This window comes from Streptomyces sp. PU-14G (assembly GCF_041028275.1).
Lineage (GTDB): Bacteria > Actinomycetota > Actinomycetes > Streptomycetales > Streptomycetaceae > Streptomyces.
The window spans coordinates 1-20,155 of sequence record NZ_JASKYT010000115.1; the positions used below are offsets into that span (position 1 = coordinate 1).

The 20,155-nt window shown below is 72.8% G+C and carries 18 protein-coding genes; 9 read left to right on the forward strand and 9 right to left on the reverse strand.

The genetic code is table 11. The features are described 5' to 3' along the window. Positions 1 to 459, reverse strand: a 459-nt coding sequence (locus AB8Z75_RS15755; RefSeq protein WP_369202358.1) for an SDR family oxidoreductase, incomplete at its 3' end; no start/stop codon positions are given. Between the two features lie 377 nt (positions 460 to 836). On the opposite strand from AB8Z75_RS15755, the gene AB8Z75_RS15760 reads away from it, so the two are divergent. The 3 genes from AB8Z75_RS15760 (at position 837) to AB8Z75_RS15770 (ending at position 4,139) form a co-directional block, all read left to right on the forward strand. Continuing rightward, positions 837 to 1,991, forward strand: coding sequence for a galactosyldiacylglycerol synthase (locus AB8Z75_RS15760; protein ID WP_369202360.1), 1,155 nt, complete (start codon positions 837 to 839; stop codon positions 1,989 to 1,991). Between the two features lie 336 nt (positions 1,992 to 2,327). Beyond that, complete coding sequence (locus AB8Z75_RS15765) at positions 2,328 to 2,636, forward strand: glyoxalase/bleomycin resistance/dioxygenase family protein (protein WP_369202362.1); 309 nt, start codon at positions 2,328 to 2,330, stop codon at positions 2,634 to 2,636. A gap of 267 nt (positions 2,637 to 2,903) precedes the next feature. Beyond that, positions 2,904 to 4,139: a cytochrome P450 gene (locus AB8Z75_RS15770; RefSeq protein ID WP_369202364.1), complete on the forward strand. Its 1,236-nt coding sequence runs from the start codon at positions 2,904 to 2,906 to the stop codon at positions 4,137 to 4,139. A gap of 490 nt (positions 4,140 to 4,629) precedes the next feature. On the opposite strand, the gene AB8Z75_RS15775 is transcribed toward AB8Z75_RS15770, so the two are convergent. Beyond that, positions 4,630 to 5,109, reverse strand: coding sequence for a hypothetical protein (locus tag AB8Z75_RS15775; RefSeq protein WP_369202366.1), 480 nt, complete (start codon positions 5,107 to 5,109; stop codon positions 4,630 to 4,632). A gap of 258 nt (positions 5,110 to 5,367) precedes the next feature. Then, entirely contained in the window at positions 5,368 to 6,195 is an 828-nt protein-coding gene (locus AB8Z75_RS15780) for a TetR/AcrR family transcriptional regulator (protein WP_369202368.1), read from the reverse strand. 74 nt (positions 6,196 to 6,269) lie between these two features. On the opposite strand from AB8Z75_RS15780, the gene AB8Z75_RS15785 reads away from it, so the two are divergent. Both AB8Z75_RS15785 and AB8Z75_RS15790 read left to right on the forward strand, forming a co-directional pair. Further along, positions 6,270 to 7,907, forward strand: a complete 1,638-nt coding sequence (locus AB8Z75_RS15785) for a DHA2 family efflux MFS transporter permease subunit (RefSeq protein WP_369202370.1) — start codon at positions 6,270 to 6,272, stop codon at positions 7,905 to 7,907. 254 nt (positions 7,908 to 8,161) lie between these two features. Next, positions 8,162 to 8,947, forward strand: coding sequence for an ArsR/SmtB family transcription factor (locus AB8Z75_RS15790; protein WP_369202372.1), 786 nt, complete (start codon positions 8,162 to 8,164; stop codon positions 8,945 to 8,947). A gap of 274 nt (positions 8,948 to 9,221) precedes the next feature. Here the strand turns inward: AB8Z75_RS15790 and gntA are convergent, their stop codons facing one another. Beyond that, a complete protein-coding gene (gene gntA, locus AB8Z75_RS15795; RefSeq protein ID WP_369202374.1) occupies positions 9,222 to 9,926 on the reverse strand; it encodes a guanitoxin biosynthesis heme-dependent pre-guanitoxin N-hydroxylase GntA in 705 nt (234 codons plus the stop codon). Between the two features lie 358 nt (positions 9,927 to 10,284). Between gntA and AB8Z75_RS15800 the strand changes: the two genes are divergently transcribed. The 3 genes from AB8Z75_RS15800 to AB8Z75_RS15810 are packed head-to-tail and all read left to right on the forward strand — an operon-like array spanning position 10,285 to position 13,060. Beyond that, on the forward strand, positions 10,285 to 11,412 hold the full coding sequence (locus tag AB8Z75_RS15800) for a polyprenyl synthetase family protein (protein WP_369202376.1): 1,128 nt from the start codon (positions 10,285 to 10,287) through the stop codon (positions 11,410 to 11,412). Positions 11,413 to 11,429: 17 nt separating this feature from the next. Beyond that, positions 11,430 to 12,308: an ABC transporter ATP-binding protein gene (locus tag AB8Z75_RS15805; protein ID WP_369202378.1), complete on the forward strand. Its 879-nt coding sequence runs from the start codon at positions 11,430 to 11,432 to the stop codon at positions 12,306 to 12,308. Then, positions 12,305 to 13,060, forward strand: a complete 756-nt coding sequence (locus AB8Z75_RS15810; RefSeq protein WP_369202380.1) for an ABC transporter permease — start codon at positions 12,305 to 12,307, stop codon at positions 13,058 to 13,060. The genes AB8Z75_RS15805 and AB8Z75_RS15810 overlap by 4 nt, the downstream gene beginning before the upstream one ends. A 207-nt stretch (positions 13,061 to 13,267) precedes the next feature. Here the strand turns inward: AB8Z75_RS15810 and AB8Z75_RS15815 are convergent, their stop codons facing one another. After that, complete coding sequence (locus tag AB8Z75_RS15815; protein WP_369202382.1) at positions 13,268 to 13,489, reverse strand: hypothetical protein; 222 nt, start codon at positions 13,487 to 13,489, stop codon at positions 13,268 to 13,270. A 527-nt stretch (positions 13,490 to 14,016) separates the two neighbouring features. Here AB8Z75_RS15815 and AB8Z75_RS15820 point away from each other — a divergent pair. Then, positions 14,017 to 14,412 carry a CAP domain-containing protein gene (locus tag AB8Z75_RS15820; protein ID WP_369202384.1) on the forward strand — a complete coding sequence of 132 codons (396 nt, stop codon included), beginning with the start codon at positions 14,017 to 14,019 and terminating at the stop codon, positions 14,410 to 14,412. A 24-nt stretch (positions 14,413 to 14,436) separates the two neighbouring features. On the opposite strand, the gene AB8Z75_RS15825 is transcribed toward AB8Z75_RS15820, so the two are convergent. The 4 genes from AB8Z75_RS15825 to AB8Z75_RS15840 all read right to left on the reverse strand — a co-directional run bounded on the left by AB8Z75_RS15825 (position 14,437) and on the right by AB8Z75_RS15840 (position 20,046). Continuing rightward, positions 14,437 to 15,513 (reverse strand): hypothetical protein, encoded by a 1,077-nt coding sequence (locus tag AB8Z75_RS15825; protein WP_369202386.1) that lies wholly within the window; start codon positions 15,511 to 15,513, stop codon positions 14,437 to 14,439. A gap of 233 nt (positions 15,514 to 15,746) precedes the next feature. Next, positions 15,747 to 16,514, reverse strand: coding sequence for an SDR family NAD(P)-dependent oxidoreductase (locus AB8Z75_RS15830; protein ID WP_369202388.1), 768 nt, complete (start codon positions 16,512 to 16,514; stop codon positions 15,747 to 15,749). Further along, on the reverse strand, positions 16,511 to 18,199 hold the full coding sequence (locus AB8Z75_RS15835; RefSeq protein WP_369202390.1) for a hypothetical protein: 1,689 nt from the start codon (positions 18,197 to 18,199) through the stop codon (positions 16,511 to 16,513). Before AB8Z75_RS15835 ends, AB8Z75_RS15830 begins: the two co-directional genes overlap by 4 nt. An 89-nt stretch (positions 18,200 to 18,288) precedes the next feature. Then, positions 18,289 to 20,046 carry a flavin-containing monooxygenase gene (locus tag AB8Z75_RS15840; protein WP_369202392.1) on the reverse strand — a complete coding sequence of 586 codons (1,758 nt, stop codon included), beginning with the start codon at positions 20,044 to 20,046 and terminating at the stop codon, positions 18,289 to 18,291. Positions 20,047 to 20,155: the final 109 nt, after the last annotated feature.

Here is a 20,155-nt window from a genome sequence, read left to right on the forward strand (position 1 = left end):
GCCCAGCCCCGCGCCCGCCACCAGCGCGTCCACCCGCCCGCTGTGGACCAGCGCCTCCTCCGCGAGCCGCTCGCGCGCCCGCGGGTCGGCGAGATCGGCCGGCAGCGGCACACCGCCCGTACGGGCGGCGACCTCCTCCAGACGCCGCCCGTCCCGCCCGTTGAGCAGCAGCCGCCAGCGCCCGTCGGCGGCCAGCCGCTCGGCGACAGCCGTGCCGATGCCCGAGGAGGCGCCGGTCACCAGGGCCACCGGGCGCCGGGCCCCTTCCCGGGCCTCGGCGCACGGACGCGGCCCTGCCTGTTCCGGGGGGTGAGCCTGCTCGGGCGTGTACGCGGGTGCGGAGGACGAGGAGGGTGACGGCATCGGAGGCGACGAGGGCGGTCGCGAAGCCGTACCGGGCGGCTGCGCGCTCAGGGCAGGTGCCTGACGGCGGTCGGATCTGCCGAGCCTGTCGAACACGAGACGCCTCCGGTGAGCAGTACGGACCGCAACGGGGCCGCCGACCTGGCCCGTGGCACAGGCGGGCCCTGGCTCCAGCATGCTGGCAACCGGTCGGCGCACCCGTCCGGAGCCGTGCCCCGGCCCGGCCGAACCACCTGTTCGGCTCTCCCGGCCAGGGGCCGTTCCCGCGACGCGGACCGCCGGGCGGCAGGTGGCCGCGGCACCGACCGAGTGTCGGTACCGCGCCGTCCGGAAGCGAACAGCACACTGGTGGACGGGTGACCGCGCACCCGTCCGGGGCGCGTGCGGGCCGCCCGCGGAACCTGGGGCGGCATCCCGGGCCGTGCCGCCCCCCGGTCACGCCCGACCCGGCCTCCGACGACCTCTGGAGCCCCATGCCGCACCGCTTCCTGCTGCTGAGTGCCGGCATGGGCGCGGGACACGACGCGGTCGCACACGAGCTCGCGCACCGGCTGCGGGCCCGCGGCCACCACACCGCTGTCCGGGACATCCTCACGCTGCTGCCCGCGGGGACCGGGCGGGCGCTGCGCACCGGATACCGCGCCACCGTCCGCCATCTGCCGGGCCTCTACGGCGCGGTGTACGCCGGTTTCCTGGCGACAGGGCCGGGGACAGGACCGGCGACCGGACCGCGCCCCAGCAGCGCCCCGCTGGCCGCCCTCGCCGAACGCCCGCTGCTGAGAACCGTCGCCCGGTGGCGCCCCGACGTCGTCGTGCCGACCTTCCACCTGTGCGCCCAGGTGACCGGACGCCTGCGGGCCCGGGGGGCGCTGTCCGTGCCCGCCGCCGTCGTCGTGGTCGACTTCGACGTCCACCGCGGCTGGCTGCACGCCGGCAACGACCTGCACCTGTGCGTCACCGACGGCGCCGCCCACCAGGTTCGGGCCGCCACCGGGCGCCGCGCCCGCACCACAGGGCCCGTGGTGCCGACGGACTTCTTCGCCACCGCGGACCCGGACAGCCACTGGCGGGCCCTGCTCGCCCGGCATGCCGCCGCATCGTCCGAGCGGGGCGCGGGGCCCGCAGGACGGCCCGCCGTGCTGCTTTCCACCGGGGCCTGGGGAGTCGGCACCCGCCTGCTGGAGACGGCGCGGCACCTGACGGAACACGGCTGCCTGCCCGTGCTGCTGTGCGGCAACGACGAGGGCCTGCGCCGCCGCGCTGCCCGCCATCTGGGTCTGCTGCCTCTCGGCTGGGTGACCGACCTGCCCGAGCTGATGGCCGTCTCCGACGTGCTGCTCGACAACGCCGCGGGGCAGACCGCCGCGCAGGCACTGGCCGCCGGCCTGCCCGTCGTGGGCCACCGCCCCCTGCCAGGACACGCCGTGGCCGGCGTACGGGCCATGGCACGGGCCGGGCTCTCGCGCCACGCGCACGGCGCGGGAGAACCCGCCAGAACGGTCCGGGCCCTGGCGGCCCCGGGCCCCGCCCGCTCCCGGCAGATCGCGGCCGCACGGGCCGCCTTCCGCACGGACGCGGCGGCGGAACTGGAGCGGCTGGCGGCATCGGCACGGGACCACAGGGACTGAGAGAGCACCCTCGGCCGGCCCGGCGGGCACCCCGTTGCGGGCCGCTTCCGGCCTGGCCGGTCGCTCATCCGTCCCGGTCCTTCCCGTCACTCCGGAGGCGGCCGGTTCGGAGGGGGCGCGGCCTTGGCCCGCGGGTTGCGGAGAGGGAGGATGCGCTCGATGCCGTCGCGGCAGCCGGGGGACTGCTGTCGCGGCAGCCGAGGGACTGCTGTCGCGGCGGCCGGGGACTGCGAACAGGCCGGGGTGTGGTGCCCGGGCGGGGAGGAGGCGTGTGATGGGTGTACGGCGGAAAGGACGCGCGGTGCGCGTGACCGGGTCGTGGTCCGCGGTGCGGCGATGACGGCGGGCCCGCGCCTCGGACTGCTGGTCGTCTACACCGAGCACCTGGAGGAAGCGCACCGCTTCTTTTCCGGGCTCGGTCTCACGTTCGTGGCGGAACAGCACGGCAGCGGGCCGTCGCACTACGCGGCCACTCTGCCCGACGGCACGGTGTTCGAGCTCTGTCCTGCCGACGACCGGCGTCCCGCCTCGCGTACGAGGCTCGGCTTCCATGTCTTGGCCCGGCAGTTGCGGCAACCGTTGTCACCGGGCCGGCACGTGCTCCGGGACCCGGACGGGCGGGCGGTCGAGTTGTACGTCGGGTGACCGCTGCCGTCGGCGTACCCCGCGGGGGGCGGGCACGGCCTGCCAGAGCGGACGCGCGGGCCGCCTGGCAGGTGCGGCGCCCAGGGGTCGGTTCGTGATCTTGGCCCGAAGACCCCTATCCGATTCCTTGATCAACTCTTACTGTGTCAGCTGTCCGCCCGTCACTTTCCGACCAGACACGACTACTTCACGGTCCCGAACGGTCAAGGGGCAGCCATGACCGGTTCCGGACGCCGTGAACGTCCCCGAACGGAGAATGCGACGACCGTGTCCCTTTCCGAGCCACTCACCCTCGACCCCACCGGCAGCGATCACCACGGTGAACACCGGACGTTGCGTGCGCGAGGCCCGGCGACCCGGGTCGACATCCTCGGCGTCACCGCCTGGTCCATATCCGAACCCGCGCTGCTGAAGAAGCTGCTGACAGGACCCGAGGTCTCCAAGGACGGCCGTCAGCACTGGCCGCGGTTCGCCGAGGCGGTGACCACGTGGCCGCTCGCCCTCTGGATCGCCGTGGAGAACATGTTCACCTCCTACGGCGGCGACCACCGCAGGCTCCGCCGTATGGTCGCGCCGTCCTTCAGCGCCCGGCGGGTCGCCGCGCTCGGCGAACGCGTCGAGCGCATGGTCGACGACCTGCTCGACGAGCTGGCCACCACCCCGGACGGGCAGGCCGCCGATCTGCGCGAGGCCCTGTGCTATCCGCTGCCCATCCGGGTGATCAGCGACCTGATGGGGGTACCTGAGGCGCGCCGCGAGGGCTTCCGCGAGCTGGTCGACAGCGTCTTCTCCACCACGCTCAGCCCGGAAGAGGCCGCTGCCAACACCGTCAAGCTCTACGAGGCGCTGGACGCGCTCATCGTCGAGAAGCGGGACGACCCCGGCGACGACATGACCTCTCTCCTGATCGCCGCGCGGGACGACGAGGGGGACGGCTCCGCGCTCTCCGAGACCGAGCTGCGCGACACGCTGCTGCTGATGATCAGCGCGGGGTACGAGACCACCGTCAACCTCCTCGATCAGGCCATCACCGCGCTGCTGACCCACCCCGAGCAGCTGGCGCACGTCCGCGAGGGGCGCGCGACCTGGTCCGACGTGGTGGAGGAGACCCTCCGCTACGAGCCCGCGGTCAAACACCTGCCGCTGCGCTTCGCCGTCCAGGACATACCACTGCCCGACGGGCAGGTGATCAACAAGGGCGACGCGGTCCTGCCCTCCTACGCAGCCGCCAACCGCCACCCCGACTGGCACGGAGCCAGCGCCGACTCCTTCGAGCTGACCCGGTCCGCGCCCGGCCCCGAACACCTCGCCTTCGGGCACGGCGCCCACTTCTGCCTGGGCGCACCGCTCGCCCGGCTGGAGGGGACGACGGCGCTGGAGAAGTTCTTCGCACGCTTCCCCGAAGCCGAACTGGGCGTCCCCGTCACGGAACTGCGGCCGGTGCCGTCCCTGATCACCAACGGCCACCAGACCCTGCCGGTGGTGCTCCGCCCCGCCGGGTGACGGCCACGCGCCCGTGCGGCGCTCACCGGCGCGTGCCGCCGCAGGGCGGTACGGGCCGGGCCAGGGGCACTGCCCCTCGCCTGCCCCCGGCTCGGCCATCCTGCGGTGCGCCTGCGGTGCGCCTGCGCCTGCGCGCTGTCCGGCAGCGCGATGTCGGCCGCGGCCTGCGCCTTGGTCTTCAGCGACCCGGCGACGACCTTGTCCCTGCCCGCCGGCAACGCCTCGTGCCCCTGCCGGGCGACGGTGGCGGGGTCTCCTTCTCGCTTTGGCCGACCATGGTGTCGAGCATGTCGGCCCGTGCGAAGAACTCCGTCTCCGCCGGGTCCGGCATCGGCGAGGTGCCGGTCACGCCCGTGTCCGCGAGCTCGTTGCGCACCGCCAGGGGGTACCCCGCCCCGGTCGCCGGGCACCGGCTTCGGTGCGCGAAGCCCCGGGGCGGGCGCCGGCGGCGTGACGGTGGGCGGGCCGCCGACCGGATGCTGCCGTCGGGTCAGGTGTGGATGGCCAGCTTGAACTGCGCGTGCACGAGATGGCGCGGACGTCCGTCGTTGTGTGCCACGCGAATTGCCAGCGGCACGCCCGGATGGACGAACAACTCGTGGTGCTTGGTGAAGCACTGCATACCGGGGGAGGGGCGCCGGTGGTCCGTCGCCGTCGTGTTCACCGGATCGTCCGTCAGACCGAGCGGATCGCGGACCATCTGGTCGCGCAGTTCGCTGTAGTCGCCGGCCTCCCACTGGATCATCGCGGTCAGCGCGCCCCAGCCGTCGACCGAGGGCCAGATCAGCCCCGAGCGGTCGTCGGCACGCCAGTCCGTGACCTCCTCGCCGTCCGGCTGGCGCACCTGGTGCATGCCCTCGGCGTCGTAGGACTCACCGCCCCCGAACGGAAACCGCACCACGTGGTACTCGCCGTCGGCGGCGCATCTCTGACGCTCGTTCAGTATCAGAGAACAGACGGGTATCGGCATCGGCTCGCTCCTTCCTCGACGTCACCTGCCCGCCGCCCGGAGGCGGCGGGCTCCTGCCGCGCGGGACCAGGATGCGCCGCCGGTGGCACCTGTGGCGATGGGTTCGACACGCCTCGCTCCCCGCAAAGCCGGGGCACCGCCCCCGGTGCGGCCGTTCAGGTGCGCCCCTCCCGCTCCTGAACGGTCCCAAGAACGTTCTCGGCGGGCATCCAGTCGGCCCGCGGCACTCGGGGGCCAGGGGGTCAGGGGCCAGGGGAGTCAGGCGTCGGTGGCGGCGCCCTCGCCGCCGCTCTCCGCAGCGGCCAGGAAGCCGTCGAGCTGCGCCTCCAGGCCGGCGCGGAACTGGCGGTTCTGGTCCAGCGCGGCGAGTTGGGGGAGTGCTCGCCGCAGGACCGGGAAGTCGGCGAGGTCGTCGCCGGAGTCGTGTGCCCTGGCGGCGCGTTCGCGCAGGGCCGCCTCGCGGTGAACGTGCAGGACGTGGCCCGTCATGTACTGCCACATGCTGCGGTACGCGTACACCGCCGCCCTCTCGTCGAGCCCCGCGTCGAGCAGGGCCTCCAGCAGGTACTCCGTCAGCCACGGGCGCCCGGAGGGCGGGGGGTCCTGTGCCAGCAGCACGGAGGGAAGCCAGGGGTGTCTCGACATCACTTCGCGTGTGTGCTCCAGCGAAGCGAGGATGCGCGCCCTGGGCGGTTGGCTCCGTACGGTCGGCTTCAGCTCGGCCATGACCTCCTCGACCAGCAGCTCCAGGAGTTCCTTCTTGCCCGCGACGTGACGGTAGAGCGCCATGGGCGAGGCGCCGAGTTCCTCGGCGATCCGGCGCATCGAGAGCTTCTCCAGGCCCTCCGTCCCGACCATGCGCAGAGCTTGGTCCACGATCGTCTGCCGGCCGAGTGTCTTCCAGGGGAGTCGCCGGGAGGGAGGTGTCACGCACGCAGTATCGCAAACCGCGCGGCCGTCGGAACGGTCCGGACGGGGCCTCGGGCCGAGCCAGCGCGGCTTTGGGGAGGGGCATCGGCTCGCGGGCCGCCTCCGGCCGAGACGCGGGCGGTTTGACAGCGCCGCTTCCGCTGCCCCAGCCTGCATGTGTACGCCGTACGCATGAGGAGCTTCCGAGCCCGCTCACGGGGCGGTCGGGCCGGGCTCGGGGAGGGGGAGACGTGGCGGCCGAGCTGCCGGGGGAGTACGGGCAACGCGCCGACGGGCGCGGCGACGGGCAAGGCGTCGACGGGTACGGCGACGGCGCCCGCGACGCGCAGGGTGAGCCGCGCCGGCGGGCCGCGCTCGTGGCCACCCTGTTCCTCGCCGTCTTCCTGGCCATGCTCGACCTGTCGGTCGTCAATGTGGCGCTCCCCGCGATCGGCGGCGAACTGGGCACCGGGATAGCGGGGCTCCAATGGGTCATCGACTCCTACACCCTGGCCTTCGCCGGGCTGCTGCTCGTCGGCGGCCTGATCGGGGACCGGCTCGGCCAGCGCGCCGCCTTTCTGTGGAGCATGACCGCGTTCGTGGTGGGCGCCGCGCTCTGTACAGTGGCGCCCTCGCTCCCCGTACTGCTCGCCGGCCGCGCGGTGCAGGGAATGGCGGCGGCGGTCCTGGTGCCCGGCAGCCTGTCGCTGATCGTCCACTCCTTCCCCGACCCGGTGGCACGTGCAAAGGTCATCGGCGCCTGGAGCGGTCTCAACGGTGTGGCCGTCGCGGCAGGACCCGTACTGGGCGGATGGCTGACCAGCGCGCTGGGCTGGCCCGCCGTCTTCGCCGTCAACCTGCCCCTGGGGCTGCTCGCGCTCGTACTCGCCGCCCGCGCGCTCCCCCGGCCCCGCCCGTCGCTGCGCGGGCAGCCCATGGACGTGTCCGGGCCGGTGCTGGGTCTGCTGTGGTCGACGGCGCTGGCCTTCGCCCTGATCGAGGGCGGCAGCCTGGGATGGGCGAGCCCCGCCGTCGCCGTCGCGTTCGGGATCGCGGTGGCGGGCTTCGTGGCGTTCCTCGCGGTCGAGCGGCGCGGTGAGCACCGCATGCTGCCGGTCGGGCTGTTCCGCAGCAGCACCTTCTCCGGTGCCATCGCGGTCGCCTTCGTGGTCGGCTTCGCGCTGTCCTCGGTGTTCTTCTTCCTGTCGCTGTACTTCCAGCGGGTGAAGGGATACTCGGAGGCGGCGACGGGGCTGGCGTTCGTACCCGCGGCGCTGGCCATGGTCATCGGCTCCCCGCTGGCCGGGCGGGCCGTCGGCCGGGCCGGACCCCGCCCGCCGATGCTCGCCGGCCTCGCCCTCGCCGCGGTCGGCCTGGGCCTGCTGGCCACGCTGGAGACCGACACCCCGTACGGCATGATCTGGTGGATCCTGGTCCTCTTCGGGCTGGGGGTCAGCGCCTCGATTCCGGCCACGAACTCCGCCGCGCTCGCCCAGGTGGCGCCGGAACGGTCGGGGGCCGGCTCGGCGACGGTGGAGTCGGCACAGCAGTTCGGGCTGGTCTTCGGCATCGCCGTGCTGGGCGCGGTTCAGGCCTCCGGCGCCGCGTCCGAACTGGCCGCACAGGCCGAGGCGTTGCCCGCCCCGGTACGGGCCCGAGCGGTGGAGGCCCTCGCGCATCAGCAGATCCCCGAGGGAACGGGCGCCGCTGTCGCGAGGTTGCGGGACATGTCCGCGCTCGCTCACTCGAACGGCCTGAGCGCGGCCTTCGCCGCCGCTGCCTGCGCCGCTCTGGCCGGCGCGCTGGTTGCCTTCTTCGCCGTGCGCGCCGGGTCCCGCGCCGGGCCCCGCACGGGGGTCGGGGCCGGCGCGGGGGCCGACGGTACGTGATTGCTCCGTCCTCTCCGTCACGCGCTGCGGGGTTGCCGGCACGGGCCCTGGAGCGCGCATCAGGAACCGTTACGGACGGGGTCCGGGCCCCCGGGCAGGCAGTCGGACGCGGGCGGATCGACGGTGCTGTCGCCGGGGACGGAGAACGGGGAACGGGGAACGGGCGCTGACGGTCGCGCCCACTCGCCCGCTCGCTCGCCCGTTTGACACGCAACCAAATGGTTGCCAATGTGAGGGTGAGGGGGTTGGATGGCATGGACGAGGTGTTCAAGGCGCTCGCGAACGCGAGCCGAAGGCGGTTGCTGGACCGGCTGAACGAACGGGCCGGGCAGAGCCTGCTGGAACTGTGCACGGGGCTGGAGCTGACCCGGCAGGCGGTGTCCAAGCACCTGTCCGTGCTGGAGAGCGCAGGCCTCGTCACGGCGGTCCGGCGGGGCCGGGAGAGGCTGCACTACCTCAACCCCGTGCCAATCCACGAGGTGGCTGACCGCTGGATCGGCCAGTACGAGCGGGACCGGATGGTTGCGCTCGGCAACTTGAAGCAGGCCCTGGAAGGAACGGCGATGAGCAAGCCCGAGTTCGTCTACACGATCTACATCCACACCACGCCCGAGAAGCTCTGGGAGGGGCTTACCAGCCCGGAGTTCCTGAAGCAGTACCACGGGGGCTGGGCGCCCTCTTCCGACTGGAAGGTCGGCTCGAAGGTGCTGTGGCCGGTCGAGGACGGCGGCGAGCCGCGCGACCTCGGCCAGGTCGTCACTGAGTCCGAGCCCGGCAAGCGGCTCGCCTACACCTGGCACACGCTGCAGCCGATGCACCAGGAGATGTTCGGCATGAGCGACGCGGAGTTCGCCGAGGCGGCCAAGGAGCGCTCGAAGGTCGCCTTCGACATCGAGCCGGCCGAGGAGCCGGAGATGGGTGTGAAGCTGACCATTACCCACGACGGCTTCACCTCGGCCGACTCCAAGATGCTCGAGGGCGTCAGCGGCGGTTGGATCATGATGATGTCGGAGTTGAAGACACTCCTCGAAAAGGCCTGACCCGCCCCTCGCCAGGCCCGAGTGCGGCTACGGCCTCCGCTCTCGCATGGGCACCCCCCTCGCACCCGGCCTCCGCGGGCGCGCGGAGGCCGGTGAGGCGGCGGACGCCTTCGCCGGTGGGCCCGTGCCGCGTTACGGACGCGGCACGGCCCCACCGGGTACCGCGCCGAGAGGTACCCGGCCGGACGCGGGCGGGGGCGCGCTGTCCCACGCCCGCTGCCCCGGCTGTCTCACGCGCCTGCGGGGCACGCCCGTCGACGCGTGCCGTCTCGGCTCACGCGCCGGAGGCGGTCAGCTCTCTTGCCTCGGCGGCCTCGGCCGCAGCGGCGGCCCGAGCGGCGAACGGGCACTGCCAGTCCTCCGGCTTCGGCCGGCCCGAGTAACGGCGCGCTTCCGAGAGCTCCTCGTACTCGTACAGGTTCGGATTGATGTCGCCCTGCAGCTTGACGTCCTGCTTGCGGATCTTCTCCGCGAGCCGGTCCCACATGCCGGCGCCCTTGATGTGCCCGAACTGCTCGTGGGAGTTGAAGGCCAGCATCGGGAAGGGAGGCCGCCTGCCCCACCGGCGGTGCGTCTCGTGCAGGCCGATGACGAAGAAGGGATGGCCGGCCACGCTGAAGGCGAACTCCGAGGACTGCGGGTCGGGGGAGTAGCCCTCAGCCCAGCGATGGGACTCCGCGTCGTACTCGTGCAGCCACTGCAACTGCTGCCACAGAAGCTCCTCGAACCGTAGCTCGTCCACCCCGCGCGGCTGCTCGAACGTCGCGATGAAACTGGTGAACGTGCGGGCGCTCCAGTCCGCCGACGTCACGAACTCCTCCAGGTCCAGCGCCAGCAGCCGGGCGGAATCCGGGCCCCCCAGCGTGTCGTAGTGCCGGTGCGTGATGCCGCCCCGGCGCCAGGCGGAGCGCCCGGCCAGGCAGGAGAACCGGTCTCCCAGGATGAACTCCTCGACCTCGCGACGTGCGTGAGCCGTCACGGCCAGCCTTGCTTCCAACTACGTGCCTCCTCCTCGAAGGGAGATCATCTCCTTCGTGTACGCGTCAGCGCCCACCCCCTTTGCGTGCACGCGCGCGATCACGCGCGTTCGGGCAGGACCGGGCGCGCCACGGGTACGGGGAAGGTCGCCCGGTGATTGTGACGGGCGGCTGCCGATCAACGAAATCCGGGGTCGCCTATTGTCGTCCTGTGGGCTGATCCGATGGCCTCACCTGCGATTACCTCGTTCCGGTGGCCGTTGGGACGAGCCTGGCGTGTTGCTGCTCGCGGTCGCTTAGCTGGTCCGTGTGCGCAGGTCTTGGGGATCATCACAGTCGGGCACGGGTGCGGTCTCGCTCGTGCGGGAGAACGCCGCCGCGCCAGAGGCGCCGGGAGAGGCGGCGGTGCCGGGGGACGACGTCTTCGCCTGGTCGCGGGAGCTGGTCACTCCCGCGCTGCGGGTGGCGCTGGAAGGGATGCCGTCGCCCGAGCGGGAAGCCGTGGCCTTCCACCGGGGGTGGAGCGCGCCCGGACAGCGAAGCCCGCTCGCGGAGGACCGGGCGGGCGTCGGCACGGGCAGCGCCGCCCGCGGTGGCAGCGGCTGTGGCAGTGGCAGCGGCAGCGGTGGAGGGAAAGCGCTGCGGCCGGCCTTGACGTTCCTGTCCGCGATGGCGGTGGGCGCGGCCCCCGGCGCGGTGGTCGCGGGCGCGGTCGCCGTGGAGATGGTGCACGACTTCTCCCTCGTCCACGACGACGTCATCGACGCCGACCCGCTGCGCCGGCACCGGCCCGCCGTGTGGAAGAAGTTCGGCACGCCCGCGGCCGTGCTGGTCGGTGACGCGCTGCTCGCCCGCGCCGTGGCACTCCTGGCCGCCGAGGGCGGCCAGACTGGTGAGCGGGCCGTGCGGGAGATGGCCGGGGCGCTGGAGGAGCTGCTGGCGGGGCAGAGCCAGGACATCGCGTTCGAGCGGATGCGGCGGGTCACCGTGGAGCAGTACCTGGAGATGGCCAGGGGCAAGACGGGAGCACTGATCGGCTGCGCCTGCGCGTTGGGCGGAGTGCTGGCCGGGGCCCCGGAGCGGCGGGTGAGCGGTCTGCGGGACTTCGGACGGCACCTGGGCGTGGCTTTCCAGTGCGCGGACGACGTGCTCGGAATCTGGGGCCGCACCGAGCGGAGCGGAAAGCCGGTGGGCGCCGACGTCACCGCCAGGAAGAAGTCGCTGCCCGTGGTGGCCGCGCTGGGCGACGACAGCGACGCCGGGCGGGAACTGGGCGCGCTGTACGAACAGCACGAGCCGTTCACCGCCGAGGACGTGGACAGGGCGACCCGGCTCATCGAGCAGGCGGGGGGCAGGGTCGCTGCCGAAACGGAGGCGCAGGCCCAGGCGGACCGCGCGCTGGGTGCTCTCGCCCGCGCGGAACCGGCCCCCCGGGCCTACCGGAGACTGCGGGACCTGGCGGGCGCACTGCTCCGCCGGGACCGCTGAGAGGCGGGGAGATGGGTGTGCCGGTGACCGGTGCGAGCGCGGCTTCGGGCCAGGAGACGTGGGACGGCGAGCCGCTGGCCGTCAGCGCGTACGGGCTGCACGTCGCCCGAGGACGCACCAAAGTCCTCACCGACGTCAGCTTCGGCGTGCCGCGCGGCGCCGTCGTGGGCCTTCTGGGGCCCAGCGGGTGCGGCAAGACGACGCTGCTGCGCTGTGTGATGGGAATCCAGGCCGGGATGGGCGGCCACGTGCAGGTGCTCTGCCACGGCGCGGGAGCCAGAGCGCTGCGCACCCGGGTGGGATACGTGACGCAGGCGCCCTCGGTGTACGGGGATCTGACGGTGCTGGAGAACCTCCAGTACTTCGCGGCGGCGCTGGGGCTGCGGGGCTGGCGGCGCGAGAACGCCGTGGTCCGGGTGATCAAGGAGGTCGACCTCGCGGGCTGCGCCGACCGTACGGTCAAACGCCTCTCCGGGGGCCAGTACTCACGCGTCTCCTTGGCGGTGGCACTGCTGGGCGCACCGGATCTGCTGGTCATGGACGAGCCGACGGTCGGCCTGGACCCGCTGGTGCGGCGCGAGTTGTGGGAGGTCTTCGCACGGCTCGCCCGAGGAGGCACCACGCTGATGGTCTCCAGCCACGTCATGGACGAGGCCGATCGGTGCGACCGGCTGCTGCTCATGCGCGAGGGGCGCCTCCTGGCCTCCTGCGACCGTACCGAACTGCTCGCGCACACGGGCAGTTGCAGCGTCGAGGAGGCGTTCTCCCGGCTGGTGACAGGCGGAAGCGAGGGGGGTGAGCCCGCGGTCACGGCGGGCGCCTCGGTCTCGGCGTTACGGGACACGCTGTCCACGACCAGGTCCCTGTCCTTCTTCCCGGAGGAGTTTGGCGCGTGAAGGTCTTCGACCGGCCGCTGCCGCTCACCGCGAGCGTCACCGTGGCCACTGCCCGACGTGTGCTGCGGCAGCTGTCCAGGGACAGGGGCAGCGTCGTTTTGATGCTCGGCATCCCCTGCATGCTGATGGTGCTGCTGAAGCTGATGTTCACCCACGCGGATGAGACGTTCGCGCGGGTCGGCCCGCAGGTCTTCGGGATCTTCCCGTTGATCGTGATGTATCTGGTGGCTTCGGTCTCGATGCTGCGGGAACGCACCAGCGGCACCGCCGAACGCCTGCTGACCCTGCCGGTGCAGCGCCTGGACCTCATCCTGGGCTACAGCCTCGCCTTCGCCTTCCTCGCCCTGCTGCAAGCCCTGTCCGCCACCGTGCTGGCGGTCTGGGCGCTCGGGCTCGACACGCGCGGGCCCGCCTACCTGCTGATGACCATCGCCATGCTCGGTGCCCTCCTCGGGCTTGCCCTCGGCCTGCTCGTCAGCGCGTTCGCCCGCAACGAGTTCCACGCGGTCCAGTTCCTGCCCGCCGGTGTGCTCCCGCAGTTCCTGCTGTGCGGCCTCTTCCTGCCCCGTTCCCAGATGCACGGGGCGCTCGAGGGGCTGTCGCAGGTGATGCCGATGACCTACGCCGTACAGGCCGCCGGCGAGGTGGCCCGGCATGAGGGCATCACGGGTGTCTTCTTCCGCGACGCGGTGATCGTGCTGCTGTGCGTGATCGCCGTCCTCGGAGGGAGCGCCGCGACGCTGAAAAGCTGACACCAAGAATCCGGACGGTCGCGCGCTTTTCCGGACGGTCGCCGTGCTGTTCCGTCGGTGGCCGCCGGGTTTTCTCTGCTCGCGGAGATGCAGACTTTCAGAAATGCGAAGACCCGGGAATCAACCTGGAGGTGCCGGGATCAAAGCGAAGGCGCGGGAATCCGCAACGGATTCCCGCGCCTCCGGTGAACCGGGAGCGGCGACCGGTCAGAACGACCAGCCGAATCCGCCCGAGACCTGTCCGTAGCGGGGGACCTCGAAGGGGCCGAACCGAACGCTGCCGGGGCGCCCCCAGTCCCCTCCCTGAGCGGCGGTGGCACGGGCCGCCTGGGTGTCCGGGGAAGCCGCCATCGCAGCACCCGCGCCGCCGAAGGTGGCCATCGTGAGGGCGATGACCGACGTCACCGCGGCGCGACGGAAAAATGACATGAGATCTCCTCCGGGAAGAGTCCGACCAGGCGTCCTGACACTTCGAGTATCGCTTATCAGGAAGTGGTTCACAGCAATTCGGGAACCAATTCCCACGAAAGGGGAGCGTGGCTCTCCCGGGGATTTCCACGTCGAAGGGCGGGGTAGGGAGCGCCCGCTGCAGGCAGAATCCCGGCGAGCGAGGACAGGACGTGGCGAGGGTGGCGGGACGCTTCATCGAGCGAGGTGCGGCGGCGTGGGTGGCGCCGGCGCTGCTGACGGCGACGGTGTGGGGCGGCTGCTGCCCGGCCCCGGCCCACGCGCAGCAGGCCCGCCCCGGGCAGGACGGTGCCACACCGGCCCACGCCGAGGCGGCGCCGGCCTCGGCGCTCCGCGCGCCGGGGCCGCATGCCCGCACGCCAAGGCCGCCGCGGTTCCGGCCGAAGCCGCCCCCGGCCTGGTCGCCGTCGTGGCAGCCGCGGCCCGGGGGCACGCCGGCGCCGGCGCGTCCGCGTCCCCCGTCGCGGCCCAGCGCACCCGCTCGTCCTGTGGCGCTCGTCGGTACGCCCGCCGAGGTGCTGCGCCTGGTCAACCGGGAGCGCGTCGAGGCCGGCTGTCCCGAGGTGGACGAGCACCGCGCGCTGACGCGGGCGGCACAGCGGCACAGCGTCAGCATGGCGCGCACGCGTGTCCTCTCCCACGACCAGCCAGGAGAGCCCGGCCCAGGACGCAGGGTGACGGCGGAGGGCTACCGGTGGAAACGGGTGGGGGAGAACGTCGCGCGGGGCCAGCGTGCGGCGGCCGAGGTCGTGCGGGTCTGGATGCGCAGCCGGAAGCACCGCGCCACGCTGACCACCTGCGCTTTCCGGGATGCCGGAGTGGGGGTGGTCCGCGGGGCGCGGGGTCCGTGGTGGACGCTGGTACTGGCCAGCCGCCGCTCGTGAGGGCCGCGCCCGCGGGCGACGTCCTCAGGCGCCGAGCAGATCGCGGTCCCACCACCACGCCACGCTCGGCGCGGGCAGCGGGGCCCGGTTGGTGTCGGTTGGCTGTTCCGCCCAGTCCAGCGGGTTGTCCTCCACCGCGTCGGCTGGTCGCAGGCCGTGCGAGAGGTAGCGCGGAACCCGCAGGCCCCACTCGGCGTTGCCGCGGATGCCGTAGCCCAGTCCGTCGACGTAGCGGACCAGTTCGGCGCCGGAGCGGGACCGCACGTGCTCGCGCAGTTCGATGAAGCGCAGCAGCACCCGGTCACGCATCGCGGTCGCCTCCCGTACGGCCTCCTGCGGGGGCAGGCCGGCGTGCCGCATCAGCACGGTGAAGATGTTCTGGTTCGTGTCACCGCGCGCCATCTCCTTGTGCATCGAGTGGCGGTCGTTGTCGAGTGCGGCCACCGTGATGGCCATCTCCGTCAGTGCCCGGGCGGCCGGGTGGGAGAGTTCGGCCGCGGGCACCTCGGCGCCTGTCGCCAGCTCCAGCATGGCGAAGGTCGGCTCGCCGCCGGAGGAGAGCAGCCGCATCGCCATGAACTCGTCCAGCTCCGGCATGTGTTCGGCGGCTGCGTTGCCGATCTGCCAGCACACTCCGGACAGCCAGGCGCGGTGGGCGGCGGCGAAGCGCTGCACGAGCGCCGGTTGCCCGAAGGAGCGGAACCTGGAGGCGATGTCCTGCAGGGGTCCGATGAACCGGTCGCGGTCGGGCCGGGCGGAGGGAGCTTCCAGGCCCCTTTGCACCGCGCCGGCGAGTGCGTTGAAGGCGGCCGGACGGGTGCTCAGAGGGCCGTTGTCGCATCGTGCGTCATCGAACGCGAAACCCCAGTACACCCACAAGGCGGTGGCCAGCAGCCGGTCCTCGTCGGCCACCGGTGCGAACCGTGCGTAGAAGTCGACACTGCGGGAGGCGATGACCCAGCTCTCCTCCTCCGGTGTCGCGCACATCCCGCTGTTCCTGATCCATTCCACCGCACGGTCCTCGACCTGGTCGGCCCGGCGGTGGCGGGCGGACTCCAGGGGACACCAGATGGGCGGCAGTTCAACGCTGGTCGACGACACCGGCACCTCGCTTCACGGCAACTCACGAAACTGACAGCCTCAAGCTAAGGGGGGCAGATGCCGTGTATACGTTGATTACCGACCAAACCCTCCTTGGGGTGACAGCTTCCGCGCCCTCGCTGGGGTGACAGCCCCCGCCCTCCGGTGCCCGGAGGGCGGGGAAGGCGTCGGCCGCCTGGTCGTCGCCGCGAGCGTGCCCGAGCCGCGTTCTCCTCGCGCGTCCGAGGCACCGGTCAGACGGCGGACCAGCCGTCGTCGACGGGCAGCACCGCGCCGTTGACGAAGCTCGCCGCGTCGGAGGCGAGGTAGACCAGGGCGGCGGCCTGTTCCTCCGCCGTGCCCAGCCGGCCGATGGTGGCGCCGATCAGTCCGCCGACGAGCGCGGGCCCGTGCGCCCCGGCGGCGGCGTCGACCTGGATGCCCGTGGCGGTGGGGCCCGGTGCGATGGCGTTGGCGCGGACGCCCTGCCCGCGGTACATGACGGCGAGGTTCTTCACGAGCCCCACCACGCCGTGCTTGGAGGCGGTGTAGGCGGCTCCCGCGGCGCCGCCGCGCAGGCCGGCCTCGGACGCGGTGAACAGGATGGAGCCGCGCCCCGCACCGAGCATGTGGGGCAGGGCGGCGCGGGTCAGCAGGAAGGGCGCGGTCAGGTTGACGCGCAGCACGCGCTCCCATTCCGTGTCGTCGGTCTCGCCCAGTGCGGACATCCGGTCCATGATCCCGGCGTTGTTGACCAGGACGTCGAGGCCGCCGTACCGCGTCACGGTCTGCTCGACGAGTGCGTCCACCACCTGCTGATCGCTCAGGTCTCCGACGACCGTCAGCACCTCTCCGCCGGCCTGCTCGATCTCTTCCGCGGTGCTTCCGGTACCGGCCGCGTCGAGGTCCGCGAGGGCGACTTTCGCCCCTTCGCGGGCGAACCGCAGCGCCGCCGCCCGCCCGATGCCGGACGCGGCGCCGGTGACGACGACGCTGCGCCCGGCCAGTCCTGTGGTGGTCATGGTGTCTCCTCATCGGGTCGGTGGGTGCGGGACGGCGGCTCGAACGGCCGCTGTGCGAAGGGCCGCTCTCGTGCGTGGCCCGGCCGCGGGGTGAGGTGGATGACGGTTCCCTCGCCGTCGGCGGACAGCAGGAGGGAACCGTCCGGGGCGGCGGTCAGGCCGGCGAAGGGGCGCGGCAGGCCCGGCATACCGTGCGCGAACAGGGCGCCTTCGGGCCGCTGTCGGGTGCCCGGCGGCAGGCCGACCGGCAGATCCTCGGCCTCGGTGCGCACTGCTCCAGGGGAGGAGACGGAGACGGAACGCAGCCTGCGTGTCCCGGTCTCCACCCAGAACAGCTCCTCGCCCAGGACCGTCACACCTTGTGGTGCGTCGAGTCCCTCGACGACGGTCTCGACGCGTGCTCCGGCGTCCCCCCGGTCGATCCGCAGGACCGCGCCGCGCAGCTCGTCGGTGACGTAGCAGCGCCCTTCCGGGTCGTGGACCACGTCCACGGGCCGGTCGAACCCCTCGGCCAGCACACGGACCGTGTCGTCGGCGTCGATGGCGAGCACCCGCCCGGCGCCGCTCTCCGCGACGACGAGACCGCCGTCCGGGGCGACGGCGATGCCTGTCGGCCGGTCCAGACCGTGCGCACGCTCCCGGGTCGTCCCGCGCTCGGGGTCGTGCGTGCGCACCTGGCCGTACTGGGAGGTGAGGTGGAGCACAGGCCCGTCGGAAACCAGGCCGTGGGCGAACGTCAGCAGGGCACGGGTCGCCGCGCTGGACGGTGCCGCGGCAGCGGCCCCTCGGCCGGGGGCCTCTCGGGCGGCGTCGGGGCGCCCGGGTTCGGCCAGCCGGTAGTGGTCGGCCGCGTACACCGTGCCCTTCAGGTCGACGGTCACCCCGTAGGGGCCGTCGAGTCCGCGGGGCACCAGCGTGCGGGTGCGGCCGTCGGGGAGGAGTTCGGTGACGCCGCCGCTGGCGAAGCTGGAGACGAACATGCGGTTCTCCGCGTCGAACGCGGCGTTGTCCAGCCCCGTGATCCCGCTGGTGACGAGCGAACGGCCGCCGGTTCCGTGCAGGTCGATCCTGGTGACGTGACCGGCCTCGCCCCGCGAGAGCACGTGCATGACGCCGCCGAGGTCGAAGCGGGCCGCGACCGGCTCGTGCACGTCCTCGGCGACCAGTTCCGGCTCGCCGCCGTCCGGCGCGATGCGCCAGACCTGCCCGGTCACCATGTGCGGGTAGTACAGGTGCCCGTCGGGCCCGCGCTGCATGGCGTTGCCCAGCGCCAGCCCGTCGGTGAGCACGACGGGGTCGCCGCCGTCGGGAAAGAGCTCCCACAGGCGGCCACACGGGCGCATCTCGTTGACGAAGAGCCGGTCGCCGACGCAGGTGATGCCGTTCGGCACCTTCACCTGGTCGCTGACGAGGCTGTACGCGCCGCTGGGGCTGCGCCGCCACACTCTGCCCGGCACCAGGTCCGCGATGTACATGGAGCCGTCCGCGCCGAAGGCCAGGTCGTCGGGGGAGCGGACCGGCCCTCCCACGGGCACCACGGTCTCGACCTCGCCGCTCGCCAGATCGACGGCGCTGATCTGCCCCGCCAGGAACTGGGCCACGTGGAGCCGTCCGTCCGGGCCGAACGCGACACCGTTGGAGCCCCACAGCGGATTGGGCGCGCCCAGCCTCGCGGCCGACCACAGGCCGCTCCTGGCGGGACCGTCGCCGGTATCGCCGTAGCGGCTCGGCACCGGGCCGGCCGCGGCTGCCTCCCGCGCGCTCCCGGCCGGCCTCACGCCGGCCCTCCCAGCACCTCGTCCAGGCCGCCTTCGGCGCGCCACTGCCGCAGCAGGGCGTGGAAGGCCACGGGTCCGTCCCCGAACGACTGGCTGCGCTGTCTGGGCATGCCTTCGTTGTTGTAGTAGCCGGGCGTGCACTCGGCTTGGAACGCGTACAGGTCGGCTGCCTTCTCCCGGATGGTGGCCACCCATGCCGCCTCCGCCTCGCGGGTGGGTTCCACGCAGCGGGCGCCCCGCTCGCGCGCCGCTGCGACGACCTCGGCCACATGGCAGGCCTGCTCGTCGAGTACGTGGGTGAAGTTGACGGCGCTGGCGTTCTGCAGCGGCCCCAGCTGGAAGAGGTTCGGAAAGCCGTGGCTGTAGAAGCCGTGCAGGGTGCGGGGACCGTCGCGCCACGCGTCGGTGAGGGCGATCCCGTCCCGCCCGTGGACCGCGAGGCGCCCGGAGAGGATGCCGGAGACGCCGACGTCGAAACCCGTGGCGAAGATGAGGCAGTCCACCTCGTAGGCGTGCTCACCCACCACCACGGCGTTCTCGGTGACGCGTTCGACGCCGTGGGTGTCTGCCGTGTCGACCAGGGTCACGTTCGGCCGGTTGAAGGCCTGGAGATAGGTGTCGCTGAACGTGGGCCGTTTGCACATGTAGCGGTACCAGGGTTTGAGCACGTCGGCCGTCGCCGGGTCCTCGACCAGGTCGGACACCCGCTCGCGGATCTCGTTCATCTTCCGGAAGTCGGCGAGCTCGTAGGCCTGTTCCCGTACCTGGGGCGGCAGGTGGCGGTGGTCGCGGCTGGGGATGAGCTTCTGCTGCAGGCGCGCGGTGTGGGTCCAGCCGTCGTCGACCAGATCCTCCTCCGGCTGGCCGCCGGTGACGAGCGTGAGGAAGTTGTCCCTGCGGCGGTGCTGCCAGCCCGGCGTCAGCGCGGCGGCCCAGGCGGGATCGGTGGGCCGGTTGCCGCGGACGTCGACAGAGGAAGGGGTGCGCTGGAAGACGTACACCTGCCCGGCGTCGGCCCCCAGGTGCGGAACGCACTGGATGGCGGTCGCCCCGGTTCCGACGACGCCGACGCGCTTGTCGGCCAGCCGGTGCAGGTTTCCGTCCGCGTCGCCGCCGGTGTACGCGTAGTCCCAGCGGCTGGTGTGGAAGGTGTGCCCCTTGAACCTCTCGATACCGGGGATGCCGGGGAGCTTGGCCTCGCTGAGCGTGCCGCTGGCCGTCACCACGTACCGGGCGCGTATCCGGTCGCCGCGGTCGGTGGCCACCAGCCACTCGGCTTCGGCCTCGTCCCAGCGCAACTCGGTGACCTGGGTGCGGAAGCAGGCGTCCCGGTAGAGGTCGAAGGTCCGCCCGATCGCCCGGGCGTGCTGCCGTATCTCCTCGCCGGGCGCGTACTTCCACCGGGGGACGTAGCCGACCTCCTCCAGCAGCGGAAGGTAGATATAGGACTCGATGTCGCAATGGATGCCGGGGTAGCGGTTCCAGTACCACGTGCCGCCGAAGTCCGAGCCCTTCTCGACGATCCGGATCGTCTCGAGACCGGCCTGGCGCAGCCGTGCCCCTGCCAGCAGGCCACCGAACCCGCCACCGACGACCAGGGCCTCCACCCGGTCGTGCAGCGCCTCGCGGGGCAGCGGTCCTTCCGCGTACGGGTCGTCGGCGTAGAAGCCGAACTCGCCCTCGGCGCGCCGGTACTGGCCGCGTCCCTCCGGCCGTACCCGGCGGTCTCGCTCGGCACGGTAGCGGGCGCGCAACTCCTCCGGGTCGAAACCGAGTTCGTCCGGGCCGGGGAGGGGAGTCGGGGGGGGCCAGCAGGCCACCGAACCCGCCACCGACGACCAGGGCCTCCACCCGGTCGTGCAG

Coding starts and splice junctions, on each gene's coding strand:
- AB8Z75_RS15815 (WP_369202382.1), bottom strand. CDS start 13,489: ATGTCATTTTTCCGTCGCGCCGCGGTGACGTCGGTCATCGCCCTCACG.
- AB8Z75_RS15780 (WP_369202368.1), bottom strand. CDS start 6,195: ATGCAGGCTGGGGCAGCGGAAGCGGCGCTGTCAAACCGCCCGCGTCTC.
- AB8Z75_RS15775 (WP_369202366.1), bottom strand. CDS start 5,109: ATGCCGATACCCGTCTGTTCTCTGATACTGAACGAGCGTCAGAGATGC.
- AB8Z75_RS15830 (WP_369202388.1), bottom strand. CDS start 16,514: ATGACCACCACAGGACTGGCCGGGCGCAGCGTCGTCGTCACCGGCGCC.
- AB8Z75_RS15765 (WP_369202362.1), top strand. CDS start 2,328: ATGACGGCGGGCCCGCGCCTCGGACTGCTGGTCGTCTACACCGAGCAC.
- AB8Z75_RS15760 (WP_369202360.1), top strand. CDS start 837: ATGCCGCACCGCTTCCTGCTGCTGAGTGCCGGCATGGGCGCGGGACAC.
- AB8Z75_RS15790 (WP_369202372.1), top strand. CDS start 8,162: ATGGACGAGGTGTTCAAGGCGCTCGCGAACGCGAGCCGAAGGCGGTTG.